15 protein-coding genes are annotated in these 18074 nt (G+C 70.3%); 8 read left to right on the top strand and 7 right to left on the bottom strand.

Going from position 1 to position 18074, the window contains the following annotated elements:
- Nucleotides 1-153 precede the first annotated feature (153 nt).
- Nucleotides 154-1068, top strand: coding sequence for a CAP domain-containing protein (locus tag AC068D_RS09585; RefSeq protein WP_478822392.1), 915 nt, complete (start codon nt 154-156; stop codon nt 1066-1068).
- A 149-nt stretch (nt 1069-1217) separates the two neighbouring features.
- Here AC068D_RS09585 and AC068D_RS09580 read toward each other — a convergent pair whose 3' ends face one another.
- Nucleotides 1218-2033 (bottom strand): carbon-nitrogen family hydrolase, encoded by an 816-nt coding sequence (locus tag AC068D_RS09580; RefSeq protein WP_478822391.1) that lies wholly within the window; start codon nt 2031-2033, stop codon nt 1218-1220.
- Nucleotides 2034-2199: 166 nt separating this feature from the next.
- Between AC068D_RS09580 and AC068D_RS09575 the strand changes: the two genes are divergently transcribed.
- Nucleotides 2200-3024, top strand: coding sequence for a maleylpyruvate isomerase family mycothiol-dependent enzyme (locus AC068D_RS09575; protein WP_478822390.1), 825 nt, complete (start codon nt 2200-2202; stop codon nt 3022-3024).
- A 265-nt stretch (nt 3025-3289) separates the two neighbouring features.
- On the opposite strand, the gene AC068D_RS09570 is transcribed toward AC068D_RS09575, so the two are convergent.
- On the bottom strand, nt 3290-4591 hold the full coding sequence (locus tag AC068D_RS09570; RefSeq protein WP_478822389.1) for an MFS transporter: 1302 nt from the start codon (nt 4589-4591) through the stop codon (nt 3290-3292).
- Nucleotides 4588-5226 carry a GntR family transcriptional regulator gene (locus tag AC068D_RS09565; protein ID WP_478822388.1) on the bottom strand — a complete coding sequence of 213 codons (639 nt, stop codon included), beginning with the start codon at nt 5224-5226 and terminating at the stop codon, nt 4588-4590. The genes AC068D_RS09570 and AC068D_RS09565 overlap by 4 nt, the downstream gene beginning before the upstream one ends.
- A gap of 183 nt (nt 5227-5409) precedes the next feature.
- Here AC068D_RS09565 and AC068D_RS09560 point away from each other — a divergent pair, with 183 nt between their 5' ends.
- Nucleotides 5410-6345, top strand: coding sequence for a D-alanyl-D-alanine carboxypeptidase family protein (locus tag AC068D_RS09560; RefSeq protein ID WP_478822387.1), 936 nt, complete (start codon nt 5410-5412; stop codon nt 6343-6345).
- 102 nt (nt 6346-6447) lie between these two features.
- Here the strand turns inward: AC068D_RS09560 and AC068D_RS09555 are convergent, their stop codons facing one another.
- The 3 genes from AC068D_RS09555 to pdhA are packed head-to-tail and all read right to left on the bottom strand — an operon-like array spanning nt 6448 to nt 10033.
- On the bottom strand, nt 6448-7881 hold the full coding sequence (locus AC068D_RS09555) for a dihydrolipoamide acetyltransferase family protein (RefSeq protein ID WP_478822386.1): 1434 nt from the start codon (nt 7879-7881) through the stop codon (nt 6448-6450).
- Between the two features lie 10 nt (nt 7882-7891).
- On the bottom strand, nt 7892-8872 hold the full coding sequence (locus AC068D_RS09550) for an alpha-ketoacid dehydrogenase subunit beta (protein ID WP_478822385.1): 981 nt from the start codon (nt 8870-8872) through the stop codon (nt 7892-7894).
- A 3-nt stretch (nt 8873-8875) separates the two neighbouring features.
- Nucleotides 8876-10033 carry a pyruvate dehydrogenase (acetyl-transferring) E1 component subunit alpha gene (pdhA, locus tag AC068D_RS09545; protein ID WP_478822384.1) on the bottom strand — a complete coding sequence of 386 codons (1158 nt, stop codon included), beginning with the start codon at nt 10031-10033 and terminating at the stop codon, nt 8876-8878.
- A gap of 326 nt (nt 10034-10359) precedes the next feature.
- Here pdhA and AC068D_RS09540 point away from each other — a divergent pair, with 326 nt between their 5' ends.
- Entirely contained in the window at nt 10360-11019 is a 660-nt protein-coding gene (locus tag AC068D_RS09540) for a response regulator (RefSeq protein WP_478822383.1), read from the top strand.
- A gap of 252 nt (nt 11020-11271) precedes the next feature.
- The gene (locus AC068D_RS09535; RefSeq protein WP_478822382.1) at nt 11272-12300 is read left to right on the top strand and encodes a phosphotransferase; all 1029 of its coding nucleotides are present in this window, start codon (nt 11272-11274) and stop codon (nt 12298-12300) included.
- 105 nt (nt 12301-12405) lie between these two features.
- Here the strand turns inward: AC068D_RS09535 and AC068D_RS09530 are convergent, their stop codons facing one another.
- Nucleotides 12406-14034, bottom strand: a complete 1629-nt coding sequence (locus tag AC068D_RS09530; RefSeq protein WP_478822381.1) for a protein kinase domain-containing protein — start codon at nt 14032-14034, stop codon at nt 12406-12408.
- Between the two features lie 298 nt (nt 14035-14332).
- On the opposite strand from AC068D_RS09530, the gene AC068D_RS09525 reads away from it, so the two are divergent.
- The 3 genes from AC068D_RS09525 (at nt 14333) to AC068D_RS09515 (ending at nt 17991) form a co-directional block, all read left to right on the top strand.
- Nucleotides 14333-15991 carry a protein kinase domain-containing protein gene (locus AC068D_RS09525; RefSeq protein ID WP_478822380.1) on the top strand — a complete coding sequence of 553 codons (1659 nt, stop codon included), beginning with the start codon at nt 14333-14335 and terminating at the stop codon, nt 15989-15991.
- A 1076-nt stretch (nt 15992-17067) separates the two neighbouring features.
- A complete protein-coding gene (locus tag AC068D_RS09520) occupies nt 17068-17241 on the top strand; it encodes a hypothetical protein (RefSeq protein ID WP_478822379.1) in 174 nt (57 codons plus the stop codon).
- Between the two features lie 120 nt (nt 17242-17361).
- Nucleotides 17362-17991: a PadR family transcriptional regulator gene (locus AC068D_RS09515; protein WP_478822378.1), complete on the top strand. Its 630-nt coding sequence runs from the start codon at nt 17362-17364 to the stop codon at nt 17989-17991.
- The last annotated feature ends 83 nt before the right edge of the window (nt 17992-18074 follow it).

The following is an 18074-nucleotide window of genomic DNA, read 5'->3' as shown; positions in this document are numbered from 1 at the left end:
GTGACGCATTCCGCCGTGGGGTACCTCGGCTCCCGGCAGGGCGCCCCGTCGGCAACGCAAGGAATCAGGTGGCCGAAAACTGTTATCCAGTGGCCTGGTGCCCGCTCTCCCGTGTGCCGGACAGACCGGCGTTCGTATGAGAGCGGGGCTCCGATGCAGCACAGCGACGATCGCCTCCGGTACCTGGAGAGCCTGGAGACCGGGGCCGACCGGTTCCTGCCGGGCGGGCGGGGCAGGCGGCGGGCCACGAGCAGGGCGCGGCACGGGCGGCCCCGGCAGCCGGGATTCCGGCCGGGTGGCGCGGCACCGGTGGCCGTGGGCGCCGCGGCGGCCGCAGTGCTCGTGGGCGGGATCTTCGCACTGAGCGGGTCGGGAGAGGACGCCACCGTCGCGGGGGACGCATCGACATCCGTGCAGCAGCTGCCGGTGGAAACGGGCAGCGGCCTGGCGCCGGGGGCGGCTCTCTCGGGGTTCATACCGCCGGCAGCGCCGGGGGCCGTGCCGACCGGCTCGGCATCGCCGGCTCCGGCCGGAACGGAGGACTCCTCGCGGAATCCCGCTGACGGCACCGGGCACGCCACGGCGCCCCGCGCCACCACTCCCACCGGGCGGAAGACGCGGACCGCGCTGCCCACACCCGAGCGGACGAAGCAGCGGGGCGGCACGGGGGCCACGGGTGCGGCGGCACGTCTCGCCGATCGGATCGTCGAGCTGGTGAACACCGAGCGGACGAAGGCGGGTTGCGGCCCGCTGCGCGTGGACGCGCAGGTGCAGGCCGCGGCGCAGGCGCACGCCGACGACATGGCCGCCCGGAACTACTACGAGCACGCGAGCCCCGAGGGACGGCACGCCGACGACCGCATGCGCACCGCGGGCTACCCGGCCGGCAAGTGGGGCGAGAACCTCCACCGCGGGCCCGACGATCCCGCGACGGCGATGCGCGACTGGATGAACAGCCCCAGTCACCGGGACAACATCCTGGACTGCGGGTTCGACGACTTCGGTATCGGCGTGAACCTCGACGCCAACGGCCCCTGGTGGGTGCAGAACTTCGGCGCCCGGAGCTGACGGGCTCCCGGGTGCACCGCAGTTCGGCATCGTGGGGGCTCAAAGTGCCCGCGGCACCGGCGAGTCGGCCGGTCCTGTCCGCGCAGCGGGCCGCGGCCGGGGCGAGTGCGATCCGCCCGGGTCGTCGCGGTCCGGCAGCCGCGACGCGCTCAGCGCGGTGCCGGGAGCCCGAGCACACGGTCCTTGAGGGCCGGAAACTGCTCGCGGGTCGTGGCGACCTTCGCCGGGTCGAGTTCCACGGTGAGGATCTCCTCGTCCGCACCCGCCTCCGCAAGCACCTCGCCCCAGGGGTCGACGACGATGCTGTGCCCGGCCTGCGGGACGTCCGCATGGGTGCCTGCGCAGCCGACGGCGAGCACATACGCCTGGTTCTCCACGGCGCGGGCCCGGGCGAGCAGGGTCCAGTGGGAGCGCCGCCGTTCGGGCCAGCCGGCGGGGACGACCAGGACGTCGGCGCCCGCGTCGACGAGTCCGCGGAAGAGCTCGGGGAAGCGAAGGTCGTAGCAGGTGGCGAGGCCGAGAGTGGTGTCGGGCAGCGGAACGGTGACCAGTTCGTCGCCCGCGGCCATCATCACCGCCTCGCCCTGGTCGAAGCCGAATCGGTGGATCTTGCGGTAGACGGCGGCGAGCTCCCCGGCGGGGGAGAAGACGAGCGACGTGTTGTAGAGGGCGCCGGGCTGCGTGGCGGAGCCACTGCCGGGTGCGGCGCGCTCGACGACGGAGCCCGCGTGCAGCCAGACGCCCGCATCGGCGGCGGCCTTGGCCATCGCCTCGTACGTGGGGCCGTTGAGCGGCTCCGCCTCGGCCTCGAAGAGCTCGTAGGCGAAGGCCCCGACGTGCCACAGCTCGGGCAGGACGACCAGGTCCGCGCCGGACTGTTCGCGTACCAGGGACGCGACGCGCTGTCGGCGTGAATCGACGGATTCGTCCGGGTCTACTGCGATCTGAATGAGCGAGGCGCGCACACTACCACCGTCCTGGCATTCGAGCCGTCAACACGGGCCTACGATCGTCACACGAAAGCACTGCCGGGGTGCCCAAGGGCAGCGTACTGTTCTCTCCCGGGGGCCGCCCCCAGGACCCCCGGCCACTGCCCAGCACCCAGCCCGCGCACAACCGCCGAGGGGTTCCGTGACCGTCCATCCCAGTCTCCAGACCTACGCCGACGCCTGGACCCACTCCGTTGAAGCGATATCCGAGCTGGTGCAGCCGCTCGTGGAGGGGGAGTGGAACCGCGCAACTCCGTGCCCCGGGTGGTCGGTGCGCGACATCGTGTCGCACATCATCGGCATGGAGTGCGAGATGCTCGGTGACCCACGGCCGATCCATACGCTGCCCCGCGATCTCTACCATGTGCGCAGCGAGTTCGCGCGCTACATGGAGATGCAGGTCGATGTGCGCCGGCACCACACCGCGCCCGAGATGACGGCCGAGCTCGAGTACACGATCATCCGCCGCAACCGCCAGCTGCGGAACGAGAACCGCGCGCCCGACACCATGGTCCGCGCCCCGCTCGGCGCCGAACAGACGCTTGAACTGGCATACCGGATGCGGGCGTTCGACGTCTGGCTGCACGAGCAGGATCTCCGTGTCACGTTCGGCAGGCCCGGCAATCTCGACTCCCCCGGCGCACTTGTCGCCCGTGACAACTTCCTGGCCGTCCTTCCCCGGGTCGTCGCCAAGGACGCGGGTGCCCCGCCGAACTCGGCGGTCGTCTTCGATGTCAGCGGACCCGTGGAGTTCCTGCGGACCGTGCGTGTCGACGCGGACGGGCGCGGCACGATCGACGGCTCTCCCTCGCTGGGGCCTACGGCGACCTTGTCGCTGGACTGGGAGACGTACGTACGGCTTGCCGCCGGGCGGGTCAGGCCTCCGGCCGTCGCCGACCGGATCAAGGTCGACGGCGACGCGGATCTGGCGGCGGTGATCCTGGACCGCTTCGCCGTCACGCCCTAGGTCTTTCGTTTGGATCGGGCTGGATCGGTGAGCGGGGTCCGGTGCGTGCGATCGCAGGGCGACTGACGACAGCGCTGCGAGCGTGCCGGGGCACGCGAGCCCGGCAAGATCCAAACGAGAGCCCCTGGTGCTGTGACCGGGCGGGCGGGGCCGTCCCCAGGGCCCCGCAACCGGGCTCCCGCACCGCCGGGAAGCTCCGTGCCCGCGCTGCAGCACCCGCCGGTCACACCGGTACGAGCGGCGTGTGCAGCCGGGTTCACGCCGGTCACGCCGGTACGTGCACGGCCTCCACCCGGCTCGCCACGAGCCGTTCCCGCTCCCGCCGCGCCGTGCGTGCACGCAGCCGCAGGATCTGGACAACCCCGAGCGCCTGCAGGACGAAGACGGATGTGAACGCGATCCGGTAGTTGTCGCCGGTCGCGTCCAGCAGCAGCCCCACTGCGAGCAGCGTGGTCATCGAGGCCGTGAATCCGCCCATGTTGACGATGCCGGATGCCGTGCCCTGCCGCCGGGGCGGGTTCGCCGGCCGCGCGAAGTCGAAGCCGATCATCGAGGCCGGTCCGCAGGCGCCGAGCACCGTGCAGAGAGTGATCAGCAGCCACATCGGGGCGTGTTCACCGGGATACGCGAGGGTGGCGCCCCAGAGCAGCGCGGTCGCCCCGACGGTACCGAGTGCGAGTGGCGCCCTGGCCGCGTGGTGCCGGGCGATGATCTGCCCGTACACCAGGCCCACGACCATATTGGCGACCACCACCAGTGTCAGCAGTTCACCGGCGGTCTCCCGGGACCGGCCCTGGGCCTCGACGAGGAACGGCATCCCCCACAGCAGCAGGAACACCATGGCGGGGAACTGCGTGGTGAAGTGCACCCACATACCGAGCCGGGTGCCGGGCTCGCTCCACGACTCGGCGATCTGCCTCCGGACATAGGCGGCCCCGGTGTGCGGGGCCGGGGCCGGCTCGTACCCAGGAGGGTGGTCCTTCAGGAAGAGCAGCAGCAGGACGAGGACCACCACGCCTGCCCCCGCGCTGCCCGCGAATGTCGCGGTCCAGCCGAGACCGTGCAGCAGCCGGGAGACAAGGATGGTCGAGATGAGATTGCCCGCCATGCCGAACAGCGCGGCCACCTGGGCTATGAGCGGCCCCCGCCTGGCCGGGAACCACCGGGAGCCCAGGCGCAGCACGCTGATGAAGGTCATGGCGTCGCCGCAGCCGAGCAGTGCGCGGGAGGCGAGGGCCATGCCGTACGAGGGGGAGAGCGCGAAGCCCAGCTGTCCGGCCGTGAACAGGACGACGCCCAGGGTGAGGACCCTCTTGGTACCGAGCCGGTCGACCAACAGGCCGACGGGTATCTGCATGCCCGCGTACACCAGCAGCTGGAGTATGGAGAAGGTCGAGAGGGCGGAGGCATTGACGTCGAAGCGGTCGGCCGCATCGAGTCCGGCAACGCCCAGCGAGGTCCGGAAGATGACGGCGACGAAGTAGACGGAGACACCGATGCCCCAGACCGCGTAGGCGCGGCGGCCGCCGGGTGGATCTCCGGGCAACGACAGCGCGGTCGCGCTCATCGCTCCTCACCCCGCGCCAGCACCTTGACCCAGGACAGGTGCTGGTGCACGCAACCCGCGGCACGCTCGGTGTCACCGGCCCTGATGGCCTCGAGCATCTCGGTGTGCTCGGTGATGTTCTTGGTGATGCGTTCCGGCTGCGCGTGCATCAGGGCGACGCCCATGCGCAGCTGACGGTCACGGAGCTGGTCGTAGAGGCGGGAGAGAATCTCGTTCCCGGCGTTGCGCACGATCTCCGCGTGGAAGCAGCGGTCGGTGGCGGCGACGGCGGCGAGGTCGCCGTCCGCTGCATTCCGCTTCTGCCGGTCCACGAGTTCCTGCAGCCGCTCGACGAGCCCCGCCGGAGCGGGGACGGCCTTGCGGACGGCGAACTCCTCGACCAGCAAGCGGGTTTCGATGACGTCGGATATCTCCTGCGCGGAGACGGCGAGCACGAGTGCGCCCTTCTTCGGATAGAGCTTGAGCAGCCCTTCCATCTCCAGCTTGAGCAGCGCCTCGCGCACGGGGGTGCGGGACACTCCGACGGCCTCGGCGAGCTCACCTTCGGTGAGAAGTGTGCCGCCCTCGTAACGTCGGTCGAGTACCGCCCGTTTGATGTGGGTGTAGACACGTTCGGCGGCGGGTGCGGCTGACATGCGCACAGCTTAGATACAAGAGGGGTACATCAAGAAGTGCCGTCCACCATGCAGGACGCGGACAAGTTCTCAGGATGCGTGCATCCTTTTGCGCTCCCCGTGCGTCTCGTTCCCGGGCCTTCGTTTCCCTCAGACCCCCCAGACGTCCCTTTTCAGCGCATTCGCGAACTCGGAGCGTTTCCTTTGATATCCAGCCTCAAGGGCGTGCGCAGAGCCGCCGCGGTCACTCTTGCCACCGGCGTGCTGCTGACCGTCTCGCCCATGGCCTCGTCGTCCGCCCAGGCGGCGACCGCGCCGACCGTCTCCGCCAGCGGCGCGTACATGATGCTCGGCTCCAACGGCACCCCGCTGTACAGCAAGAGCGCGGACACCAAGCGCCAGATGGCGAGCACCACGAAGATCATGACGGTCGCCGTCGTGCTCTCCACCCCCGGGCTCGACCTCAACCGCAAGGTGACCTCGAAGCAGGCCTACCGCGACTATGTCGTCGCCAAGGGCGCCAGCACCGCCGATCTGCGCAGCGGTGATGTACTCACCGTCCGCCAGCTGCTGTACGCGACGATGCTGCCGTCCGGCTGCGACGCGGCGTTCGCCCTGGCCGACACGTTCGGCACGGGCACCACCCGCACCGCCCGCACCCAGTCCTTCATCGCCAAGATGAACGCCAAGGCCACCGAGCTCGGCCTGAGGAACACCAAGTTCGACTCGTTCGACGGCAACTCGACGGCGGGCAACAACTACACCACCCCGCGCGAACTGGCGAAGATCGCCCGCTACGCCATGGGCAACGCCAACTTCCGCGCCGTGGTCAAGGCGCCCTCCTACAAGAGCACCGCGCCGACGAGCACCGGCGGCACCCGCACGTACACCTGGTACAACACCAACAAGCTCCTCGGCTCGTACAGCGGTGCCAACGGCATCAAGACCGGCACGAACACGCCGGCCGGCCCCTGCATGGTCTTCGCGGCCACCCGTGGGACGAAGACCCTGATCGGTGTCGTCCTCAACGACGCCAACCGCTTCACGGACGCCGCAAAGATGCTGGACTACGGCTTCGGCTCCAGCACCGCGAGCACCATGCAGCTGCGCAAGCTGCCCCAGGGCGCCCAGCGCGACTGATCCGGCACCAGCCGCATGCACGAGGTCCCGTGACGCCGATGTGCGTCACGGGACCTCGTGCATTGCATCACGGGCCGGCCGGGCCCTCGGGCTTTCGGCCCGTCACGCCCAGGTGATCAGGCGCTTCGGCTGCTCCAGGACCGCGGCGATGTCCGCCAGGACCTTCGAGCCGAGCTCGCCGTCCACCAGCCGGTGGTCGAAGGACAGTGCCAGCGTGGTGACCTGGCGCGGCTTCACCTTGCCCTTGTGGACCCACGGCTGGAGCTTGATCGCCCCGACCGCGAGGATCGCGGACTCGCCCGGGTTCAGGATCGGGGTGCCGGTGTCGACGCCGAAGACGCCGACGTTGGTGATCGTCACCGTGCCGCCCTGCATCGCCGCGGGAGTGGTCCTGCCCTCGCGCGCCGTGGCCACCAGCTCGCTCAGGGACTCCGCGAGCTGCGGCAGGGTCTTCTCGTGCGCGTCCTTGATGTTCGGCACGATCAGACCGCGCGGTGTCGCGGCGGCGATGCCCAGGTTCACATAGTGCTTGAGGACGATCTCCTGGTTCGCCTCGTCCCAGGCGGCGTTGATCTCCGGGTTGCGCTTGATCGCCACCAGCAGCGCCTTGGCGATGAGGAGCAGCGGGTTCACCCGGAGTCCGGCCATGTCCTTGTCGGCCTTGAGCTCCTCGACCAGCTTCATCGTGCGCGTCACATCGACCGTGACGAACTCGGTGACGTGCGGCGCCGTGAACGCGGACCCGATCATCGCCTGCGCGGTGGCCTTCCGTACGCCCTTGATGGGGATACGGGTCTCGCGGACACCACCGGCCACAGCAACCACCGGCTCCGGCGCCTCGGCCTGCGAAGCCTGTACGGGCACGGCGGCGGGCGCGACCGGAGCAGCGACCGGTGCGGGAGCCACCGCCGCGTGGACGTCCTCGCGGGTGATGATCCCGTCGGGCCCGCTGGGCACGACGGTCGCGAGGTCCACCCCGAGGTCCTTGGCGAGCTTGCGGACCGGGGGCTTGGCCAGCGGCCGGGGTGCGGTGGGCACCGCGGTCCCGTGCCCGTTGAGCTCGGCCTGCACGGCCGCCGCGGCCTGGGTCCGCTCCGCCACCGGAGTCCCCTTGCGCGGACGCCGCTTGGTCGAGGACTCGGCGACGCCGTAGCCGACGAGCACCGGCTGGCGCCCGGTCGGTGCGGCCTTCGCCTCGGCCTCCGGCTCGGCGGCGGCGAGCGTGGGCTCGGTGGCCGCCGGCGGCGGCTCCTCGGCCGTGCCGGAGCCGGGCGCCACGTCCACGGTGATGATCGCCGTACCGACGTCCACCGTGGTGCCCTCGCCGAAGCGGAGCTCGTGCACGACACCGTCGTACGGAATGGGCAGCTCCACCGCGGCCTTCGCCGTCTCGACCTCGCACACCACCTGACCGTCGGTGACGGTGTCACCGGGCTGGACGTACCACTTGAGGATCTCGGCCTCGGTCAGTCCTTCGCCCACATCGGGCATCTTGAACTCACGGAAGCGAGCAGAAACGTCAGTCATCGTCGTCACGACCCTCTCCTCAGTACGCCAGCGAGCGGTCGACGGCGTCGAGCACCCGGTCCAGTCCCGGAAGGTACTCCTCCTCCAGCCGGGCAGGCGGGTACGGAGCGTGGAACCCGCCCACACGCAGCACCGGCGCCTCCAGGTGGTAGAAGCACCGCTCCGTGATGCGGGCGGCGATCTCCGCGCCGGAGCCGTAGAAGACCGGAGCCTCGTGGACGACGACCAGCCGGCCGGTCTTCTCCACGGACCGCTGGACGGCGTCGAAGTCGATCGGCGACATCGAGCGCAGGTCCAGGACCTCGACCGACTTGCCCTCCTCCTCGGCGGCCGCTGCGGCCTCGAGGCAGACCTTCACCATGGGCCCGTACGCGGCGAGCGTCAGGTCCGTGCCGGTGCGGGCGACGCGGGCGGCGTGCAGCGGGTCGGGGATGGCCTCGGTGTCGACCTCGCCCTTGTCCCAGTAACGGCGCTTCGGCTCGAAGAAGATCACCGGGTCGTCGCTCTGGATGGCCTGCTGGAGCATCCAGTAGCCGTCGGACGCGTTCGAGGGGGAGACCACCTTCAGGCCGGGCACGTGCGCGAAGAGCGCCTCCGGCGACTCCGAGTGGTGCTCGACCGCGCCGATGCCTCCGCCGTAGGGGATACGGACGACGACCGGCAGCTTGATCTTGCCGAGCGCACGGGCGTGCATCTTGGCGAGCTGGGTGACGATCTGGTCGTACGCGGGGAAGACGAAACCGTCGAACTGGATCTCGACGACCGGGCGGTAGCCGCGCAGTGCGAGGCCGATCGCGGTGCCGACGATGCCGGACTCGGCGAGCGGGGTGTCGATGACCCGCTCCTCGCCGAAGTCCTTCTGCAGCCCGTCGGTGATCCGGAAGACTCCACCGAGCTTGCCGACGTCCTCACCCATGATGAGGACCTTGGGGTCGGTGTCGAGGGCCTTGCGCAGCGACTCGTTGAGCGCCTTCGCAAGCGACATCTTCTCTGTGGCCATGGCTTACTTGCCCTCCTCGGCAGCGTCCGCGAACGACGCCTGGTAGGCGGCGAACTGCGCGCGCTCCTCGTCGACGAGGGCGTGCCCGTCGGCGTACACATTCTCGAAAATGGCCATGTGGTCGGGGTCGGGCATGGCCCGGACCGCCTCCCGGACGCGCTTGGCGAGCACGTCGCTCTCCTCGTCGAGGGCGGTGAAGTACGCCTCGTCGGCGAGACCCTCCCGCTCCAGGTACGTACGCAGACGCAGGATCGGATCCTTGGCCTCCCAGGCCGCCCGCTCGTCGTCGTGCCGGTACTTGGTGGGGTCGTCGGACGTGGTGTGGGCACCCATCCGGTAGGTGTACGCCTCGACCAGCGTCGGGCCCTCACCACGGCGGGCGCGCTCCAGTGCGGAGCGGGTCACGGCGAGGCAGGCCAGCACGTCGTTGCCGTCGACGCGGACGCCGGGGAAGCCGAAGCCCTGTGCGCGCTGGTAGAGCGGGACACGGGTCTGGCGCTCGGTGGGCTCGGAGATGGCCCACTGGTTGTTCTGGCAGAAGAACACGACCGGGGCGTTGTAGACCGCGGAGAAGGTGAAGGACTCGGCGACATCGCCCTGGCTGGAGGCACCGTCGCCGAAGTAGGCGATGACCGCGGAGTCCGCGCCGTCCTTCGCGACACCCATCGCGTAGCCGGTCGCGTGCAGCGTCTGCGAACCGATCACGATCGTGTACAGGTGGAAATTGTTGGTGTTCGGATCCCAGCCACCGTGGTTCACGCCACGGAACATCCCGAGCAGGTTCGTCGGGTCGACCCCGCGGCACCAGGCGACGCCGTGCTCCCGGTAGGTCGGAAAGACGTAGTCGTCGTCGCGCAGGGCACGGCCGGAGCCGATCTGCGCGGCCTCCTGACCGAGCAGCGACGCCCACAGGCCCAGCTCGCCCTGGCGCTGCAGGGCGGTGGCCTCGGCGTCGAAGCGCCGGGTCAGGACCATGTCCCGATAGAGCCCGCGGATCTCCTCGGGTCCCAGGTCGATGTCGTACTCCGGGTGCTCGACCCGTTCACCTTCAGGCGTCAGCAGCTGTACGAGCTGGGGCTCGGAACTCTGCGGCTTCTTCGCGGCGCTGACGCGCTTACTGCTGCGGCGCGGTTTGCGCGCGGCAGTGCTCTCCACGGTCACGTGCGTTGCTCCTCCGTCGGTCCGGCCCCCGGGTTCGCCGGGAAGGCCAGTGCGGCTCGCCTGTCTCTGTACGTGTGCACGGGGTGGGTGCGACTCGTCCGGGACGGGCGTGACAGGTGCCCCGGCGAGCGCCCTGCCAAAGGCACGTTACCCAGTGCGACACATTACTGCGAAACCCCATTTGACCTGCGATTTTGCTTGGATTTCCAAGTAAATCGAGAAATGCGGGAACAACCACTGGTCACAGCCTTGCAGGCTGCCGGAACAACGGCACGTTATCCCGGTGACCCCGGGCACGGGAAGAGTGAGTATGTGAGACTGATTTCGTGGGCGAAGACGGAAAAATCACGGTATTCCTCTTGGACGACCACGAAGTCGTCCGGCGTGGCGTGCATGATCTGCTGACGATCGAGGACGACATCAAGGTCGTCGGAGAAGCCGGAACAGCGGCGGATGCGCTGGTGAGGATTCCCGCCGTGCGCCCCGATGTGGCAGTTCTGGATGTCCGCCTTCCGGATGGCAACGGCGTCGAGGTGTGCCGTGAGGTGCGGTCCCAGAACGAGGACATCAAATGCCTGATGCTGACGTCGTACGCCGATGACGAGGCACTTTTCGATGCGATCATGGCCGGCGCCTCCGGGTACGTCCTCAAGGCGATCCGCGGCTCCGAGCTGCTGACGGCGGTACGGGACGTGGCCGCGGGCAAGTCGCTGCTCGACCCGGTCGCCACCGCGCGCGTCCTGGAGCGGCTGCGGGACGGCAGCAGCCCCCGGGGGGACGACAAGCTGGCAGGACTGACCGATCAGGAGCGCAGGATCCTGGATCTCATCGGGGAGGGGCTGACCAACCGGGCCATCGGCGAGCGACTGCACCTCGCCGAGAAGACAATCAAGAACTATGTCTCCATCCTGCTCGCCAAGCTGGGCATGGAGCGCCGCTCCCAGGCCGCGGCGTACGTGGCGAGGATGCAGGCGGAGCGGCACTAGCGCAGGCCCCCGAGGCCCCCCGGCATGCCGGCGCTCGCCCCCGGCACCGGCTCCCCTGTGCCGACGGCCCCAGTCCCTGCACGGACGACCGCTGCTCCGGCTGCCCGTGCGCAGCCCTCCTTCCGCTGCCCGTGCGCAGAGGACTGCTCCTCACGGCCACCGCGCACGGGCGTCTGCACGCCCGGAGCAGACCGAAGGACTGTTGCCGAAGAGCGACACGCGCGACACGCAGTGTGATCTATCATCTGACGGGTGCCGCGCTCATCTGCTACTGCCCCACCTCCCCTGGGTGAACTGCTGCGCCGGTACGAGAATCCCGGCGAGCCTCTCTCCTGCGAGCCCGTCACCCAGGGCCTCCTCAACCGCGGCTACCGCCTCGCCACCACCCGCGGCGCCTACTTCCTCAAGCACCACCTGGACGCGCCGACCGCCGACCGCGAGACCATCGCCCGCCAGCACCGCGCCACCCAGCGCCTTCAGTCCCTCGGCGTGCCCGTCGCCCCGCCCGTCCAGGACACGACGGGAGACACCGTGGCCGTGATCGGCGGCCGCTGCTACGCCCTCCACCCCTGGGTCGACGGACGGCACCGGGACGGCGCCCAGCTCACCACAGCCGAGTCGCGCCGCCTCGGCGCACTGCTGGGGCTGGTGCACACCGGTCTCGAGCGGGTGATGGACGTGCCTCGGCACGGCCGGGAGCACGACGAGGACCACAGCAGCGCCGACCCGGTCGACACCTTCGCGCTCATCGACGAACTGCTCGACCTGGTGCGCGGTCACCGGCCCCGGGACGCCTTCGACGCGCTCGCCGAGCACCGGCTGCTGGAGCGCCGCGCCCTGCTGGCGCGTCATGCGCACCGACGGCCTCCCCCGGGCGCGGCCAGCGGCTGGGTACACGGTGATTTCCATCCGCTGAATCTGCTGTACCGGGGTGCGGAGCCCGCCGCGATCGTCGACTGGGACCGGCTGGGGGTGCAGCCGCGCGCCGAGGAAGCGGTACGGGCCGCGGCCATCTTCTTCGTCAGCCCGGCCGGTGAGCTGGAGCTGCCGAAGGTGCGGGCCTACGCGCGGGCCTACCGGCGGGCGGCGGGGGCGGACAGCGCGGAACTGGCCGCGGCCGTGCACCGGGTGTGGTGGGAGCGGCTCAACGACTTCTGGATACTGCGCTGGCGCTACCAGCTGCACGACCGAAGGGCCGACCCGCAGTTTCCTGCGGCGTCGGCCCTGGCGGTGTGGTGGACGCGGGAGTACGAGACCGTGTGCGAGGCGTTCGCCGGGTGAGGACCCCGCCCGGGGCACGCAGGCGGACCGGGCGCGGTCCGCACGCGCCCTTCGTGACCGGTTCGGGCCGAAGGGCAGGACACGTAGTGACGGGTGTGACAAGCGTTACGGGAGGGTGCCGCCGTCAGCGCCCGCGTCCACACCTGTGGAGGTCCCGTCCGAGGTGCCCTCGGACGTCCCTTCGGTCGTCCCCTCCGTGGTGCCCTCGGTCGTGCCCTCCGTGGTGCCTTCGGTCGTCCCCTCGGTGGTGCCTTCGGTCGTCCCCTCGGTGGTGCCCTCGGCGGTGCCGTCCGTGGTGCCCTCGCTCGCGGTCGGCGGATCCGAGGGCGGGTCGACCGGGCTCTCCGGCGCGGAGGGCGTGTCCTCCTCGGACGGCGTGTCCGACGGCGTCCAGGGACGCTCGTTGCCCCCGGTCTGGTGCTCCGGCTCCTCGCCGCTCTCCTCGCTCTCCGTGTCGGAGGGTTCGGGGCTCTTCTCCTCCGGCTTGGCGGGAGTCTCGGTAACCGGCGTCTCCTGCTTCTGGTCCGTGGTGTTGTCCTTCGCCCGGTCCAGCGCGAACACCACACCCGCGGTGATCGCGATCAGCGCGAGCGCGACGAACAGCAGCACCTTGCCCCGGCCACCGCCGTTCTTGCCGCCGCCGTTCGCACCGTGGTAGCCGTTGAAGCCCCCGTCGTCAGGATTGCGCGGCGGCAGTATCGAGCCCTGCGAGGTGTCGCCGTGGGTCGGGTGCCCCATCACGGTCGTCGCTGCCGTCCCCATCGACGGGGTGTGGCCGCCCTCGTGCATCTCGACCGGGCCGGTGTTCCACGTACCGGTGTGGCTGCCCGCCTGCTGGAGCATCTGCAGTCCGTACTGCACCATGCCGCGCATTTCCTCGGCGCTCTGGAACCGGTCGTCCGGGTCCTTGGCCAGTGCCCGCACGACGAGACCGTCCAGCTCCGGCGGCGCCACGTCCGAAGCCTCGGACGGGGGCACGGGGGCGTCCTGGACGTGCTGGTAGACCACGGAGAGCGGGGTCTCGCCGGTGAACGGCGGACGCAGCGCGAGCAGTTCGTAGAGCAGACAGCCCGTGGCGTACAGATCGGAGCGGTGGTCGACGGCCTTGCCGAGCGCCTGTTCGGGAGAGAGATACTGCGGGGTGCCCATGACCATGCCGGTCTGGGTCATCGTCGTCGCCCCGCCGTGCAGAGCGCGGGCGATGCCGAAGTCCATCACCTTCACCGCGCCGCCGTTGGTGATGATCACATTGGCGGGCTTGATGTCGCGGTGCACGATGCCGTGCTGGTGCGAGTACGCGAGCGCCTCGAGGACGCCCGCGACGATGATCAGCGCCTGCTCCGGCGGCGGTGCCTCGGCATTGATGAGCAGATCGCGGATGGTGCTGCCCTCGACCAGCTCCATCACGATGTACGGCACGGACTGACCGTTGACGACGTCCTCGCCGGAGTCGTACACGGCGACGATGGCGTGGTGGTTGAGCCCGGCGACCGACTGTGCCTCGCGCGTGAAGCGCGCCTTGGACACCGGGTCCTCGGCGAGGTCGGCGCGGAGCAGCTTGACGGCGACGATACGTCCGAGCCGTACGTCCTCGGCCGCGAACACCTCGGCCATGCCGCCGCGGCCGAGACGGTGCGTCAGGCGGTAACGGCCGTCGCCGACGAGTCCGCCTTCGCCCCAGGAGTCCACAGCATCCGAGACTCCGCCGCCACTTGCTTCGGGTTCGGGTGCCATCAGTCCTCGCCGTCGTATCTTTAACCGCGCCGCGCGCCCGCGGCCCGTGTCTCGGGTGCTTTGCCACGTCACGCTACAGGCTCCGCGCTGCGCCCCGGTCCGGGATGGACCGGTCATCAAACCCGTTGCCGCTGTACCCAGGCAAATTCCATGAGTTTCCTGTAACGCTTGCGAGACGCTTCTTGTGCGTACGGTCACGGAACGGGCACCCGGCTTGACGTGTCCGTGCCCTCGGGCAGACTTGGCCCGTAAATCCGGATCATCGCCGCCGCCAGGCGCGCCTAGGGGGAAGCACGACATGAGCCAGGACGGGGCACACGGCGGCGGCCGCTACGCGGGCGGCTCGGTCGCGGGCGGCCGGTACCAGCTTCGCGACCTGCTCGGCGAAGGCGGCATGGCTTCCGTATATCTGGCGTACGACTCCGCGCTGGACCGGCAGGTCGCCATCAAGACCCTCCACACCGAACTCGGGCGCGAGCAGTCCTTCCGCGAGCGCTTCCGGCGGGAGGCTCAGGCCGTCGCCAAGCTCTCCCACACCAACATCGTGTCGGTCTTCGACACGGGTGAGGACGAGCTGGACGGCTCGCTGATGCCGTACATCGTCATGGAGTACGTCGAGGGCCGGCCACTCGGTTCGGTGCTGCAGGCCGACATCCAGCAGCACGGGGCGATGCCGGCCGACAAGGCGCTGAAGGTGACCGCCGATGTGCTGGCGGCGCTCGAGACGAGCCATGAGATGAGCCTGGTCCACCGGGACATCAAGCCCGGCAATGTGATGATCACCAAGCGCGGTGTCGTCAAGGTCATGGACTTCGGTATCGCGCGGGCCATGCAGTCGGGCGTCACCTCGATGACGCAGACCGGCATGGTCGTGGGCACCCCGCAGTACCTGTCCCCCGAGCAGGCGCTGGGGCGCGGTGTGGACGCGCGCAGCGATCTGTACTCGGTCGGCATCATGCTCTTCCAGCTGCTGACGGGCCGGCTGCCCTTCAACGCGGACTCGCCGCTGGCCATCGCGTACGCGCATGTACAGGAGGAGCCGGTCGCACCGTCCTCGGTCAACCGGTCGCTGACCCCGGCGATGGACGCCCTGGTCGCTCGGGCGCTGAAGAAGAACCCGAACGAGCGCTTCCCGAGCGCCGCCGCGATGCGCGACGAATGCATGCGGGTGGCGGCGGCGGGTCAGACCGGCGCTCCGGCGATCATCGCCGGCGGTCCGGTCAGCAGCGGGGCGGGGGTGGGCTCGGCCGTGTTCCCTCCGGTGGACCAGATGACCCAGGCCCCGCCGAACGTGCACCAGCCGTACCAGCCGGGCCCCGTTCCGGGACCGCAGCACACCCCGGCTCCCGGGCCGTACGGGCACCCGACAGCGGCTCCCGTGCCGACGCCCTCGCCCGGCTACGGCTATCCGCAGCAGACCCAGCCCCCCGCTCCGGCCTATCAGTCGCAGACTCCGCCCCCGTACACCGTCTCGCCCCAGCACACGGGTGGTTCCGCGGGCGGCAGCAGCGGAGGCGGACGGAACATGCCGGTGATCGTGGGCTCGATCGCGGTGGCCCTGCTGGCCATCGGTGGCCTGATCACCGTCCTGAACCTGGGCGGCAACGACGAGGACCCGGACGCGCGCGGCGGGGGCGAGCCGTCCGCCAGCCAGTCGGAAGTGGCGGGACACAGGGGCCCGAACCTCGGCGCCACGATCGACCTGGAGGAGTGCACCGACCCCCAGGAGGGCAGCGACCCGAAGAAGTTCCAGGCACCGGACTTCCGGTACAAGAACATCGCTTCGGTCAAGAAGTGCATTCAGGCGGCAGGCTGGTCGGTCGTCAAGCAGATCCCGATCGACGAGAACATCTACGGCGAGGGCACGGTCCTGACCCAGTTCCCCACGGACGGCACGGAGCTGCCCGAGGGCGAGGCGGAGTTCACCCTCGAGGTGTCCACCGGTAATCCGCAGTAGCCACGTACGAAGATCAACAGATGGGCCCGGCCAGTCCTGCTCCGCCGTGCAGGTCCGAGGCGATCGCGCTTCCGAAGGGGCACCTCCCGCAGGAGGACCACGGGCTCGACTGAAGAAGGGTCGTCCGCGGCTGCGGATCTGCGGCCCGCCCGATCCCCTCATGGGCTGCTCCAGGGCCCGTTGCGCGTCGCAGCCACGCGCGGCGGGCCCTTCGGCTGTCCCGGAACGGCCAAGGTCCCGGCGTATCGCGCCACGCCCCGGATGCCGCGAATGCCCCGTCATGTGACGCTGAGTCCGACGATCCTGCATCCAGGCATCTCGGCGACTCGCACGGGAGGGGGGTCACCCCAGTGACTCCGAAGCCCCACCTGCACTGCGTGACGACCCTTGCGGCCCTTGCGGTACTTGCGCTGGCCGCGCCCGCCGCGGTTCATGCCGATGGGTACGGGAAGGGTTCCCCGGGAGCTCAGGGAGCTCAGGGAGCTCAGGGTCAGGGAGCTCAGGGAGCTCAGGGAGCAGAAACGTTTTGGCAGCCCGCCGAGGGCACGTACACCGACGACGGACGGGGCAGCCGGGACTCGCGGCACCATGGGGAGCAACGGGACCGCGCCGACGGCAGGGACCACGGGAGGCACGGGGACCGGCAGGTCGGTCACGACCACCGCGCTCCCGGGAAACCCCTCCCCCCGCCATCCGTACGGCTCAGCCGCTCCGACGCATCGGCACCCGGCAATGGCGGCCGCAGCGGCGGCAGTCCCGCCGAGGTACCGGACGCTGGAGCGGACCCACGACCGGCTACGGGCACGGGCACGGGCCCGGATCGAAACCCGAACGGTGGCGCGGCAGCCGGCCCCAGGAGTCCGACACCCTCGCCCTCCCTGGCGGGACGCAGGGCCGGCGAAGGGCTTGACCGGCCCGGTCGCACGGCCCCGCCCATCCCCGTCGCACCCAGTGCTCCGGAGACGTCGGACGACCACGATCACGGCCGGTCGCACGTACGCGAACCCGGCCGGACCACCTCGGCGGCGCCCGAGCACGACACCCACGGCAACACCGTCTCCGCACCGCCCGTCCCTGTGCCCCCGGCGGACCCCCCTGCCACCACCGCACCGGCCGCCGTCGGCAAGGCGGCACCCCAGGCCGCCACCCGGCCGCTGGAGCGGGAGATTCCGATACTGACCCTCGGTACCGGATGCGCACTGATGGGGCTGGGGCTCGGCTATATGGGACTGCGCCTTCGCCGCTACTGAGCCCGGTCCCGAGGGCGGCCGGATCCCCTCCTCGGGTACCGCCGTCCCCCGTACGGCCTACATGACGCATCCGTCTCAGGTCGGTTGTCCCCGCGGACATACTCGGTATACATACTGAGTATGTCGATCCGTCACGGCCTTCTGGCCCTCCTCGAACGCGGCCCTCGCTACGGCTCGCAGCTCCGCACCGAGTTCGAGTCCCGCACAGGATCCACCTGGCCGCTCAACGTCGGCCAGGTCTATACGACCCTCAGCCGGCTGGAACGTGACGGCATGGTCGTACAGGACGGGGAGGACGGGGCCGGGCATGCGCTCTACGCCATCACCGACTCCGGTCGGGACGAACTGCAGTCCTGGTACGGACGGCCTGTCGACCGGACCAGCCCGGCCCGCGACGAGCTGGCCATCAAACTCGCCATGGCGGTCGGCGCGCCGACGGTCGACATCCGCAAGGTCATCCAGTCCCAGCGGCGGCACACCGTGAAGGCGATGCAGGACTACACCCGCCTCAAGGCACAGGCGCTGGAGTCCGAACTGTCCGACCGCGACGACGTCGCCTGGCTGCTCGTGCTCGAGCAGCTCATCTTCCAGACCGAGGCCGAGGCCCGCTGGCTCGACCATTGCGAAGCCCGGTTGATCCGGCTCTCCGCGACGGCGACGTCTTCGGCCGAGGAGCCCGCACCCCCACCTGTTCCGTCCCCGGCTCCGGCACCGGCGCGCACGCATCAGCGCCATGGGCGTGGAGGCTGAGCTCCGTCTCACGCCTCGTCCGCCACGCACTTCTCACATCCGCTCGAGTACGCCTTCGCGTACGCCCAAGGGGGGACCCCTCC

The organism is Streptomyces sp. NPDC043861, from assembly GCF_056435905.1.
The sequence above is the reverse complement of the archived record's forward strand: the minus strand, read 5'-3'. Positions and strand labels throughout refer to the sequence as shown.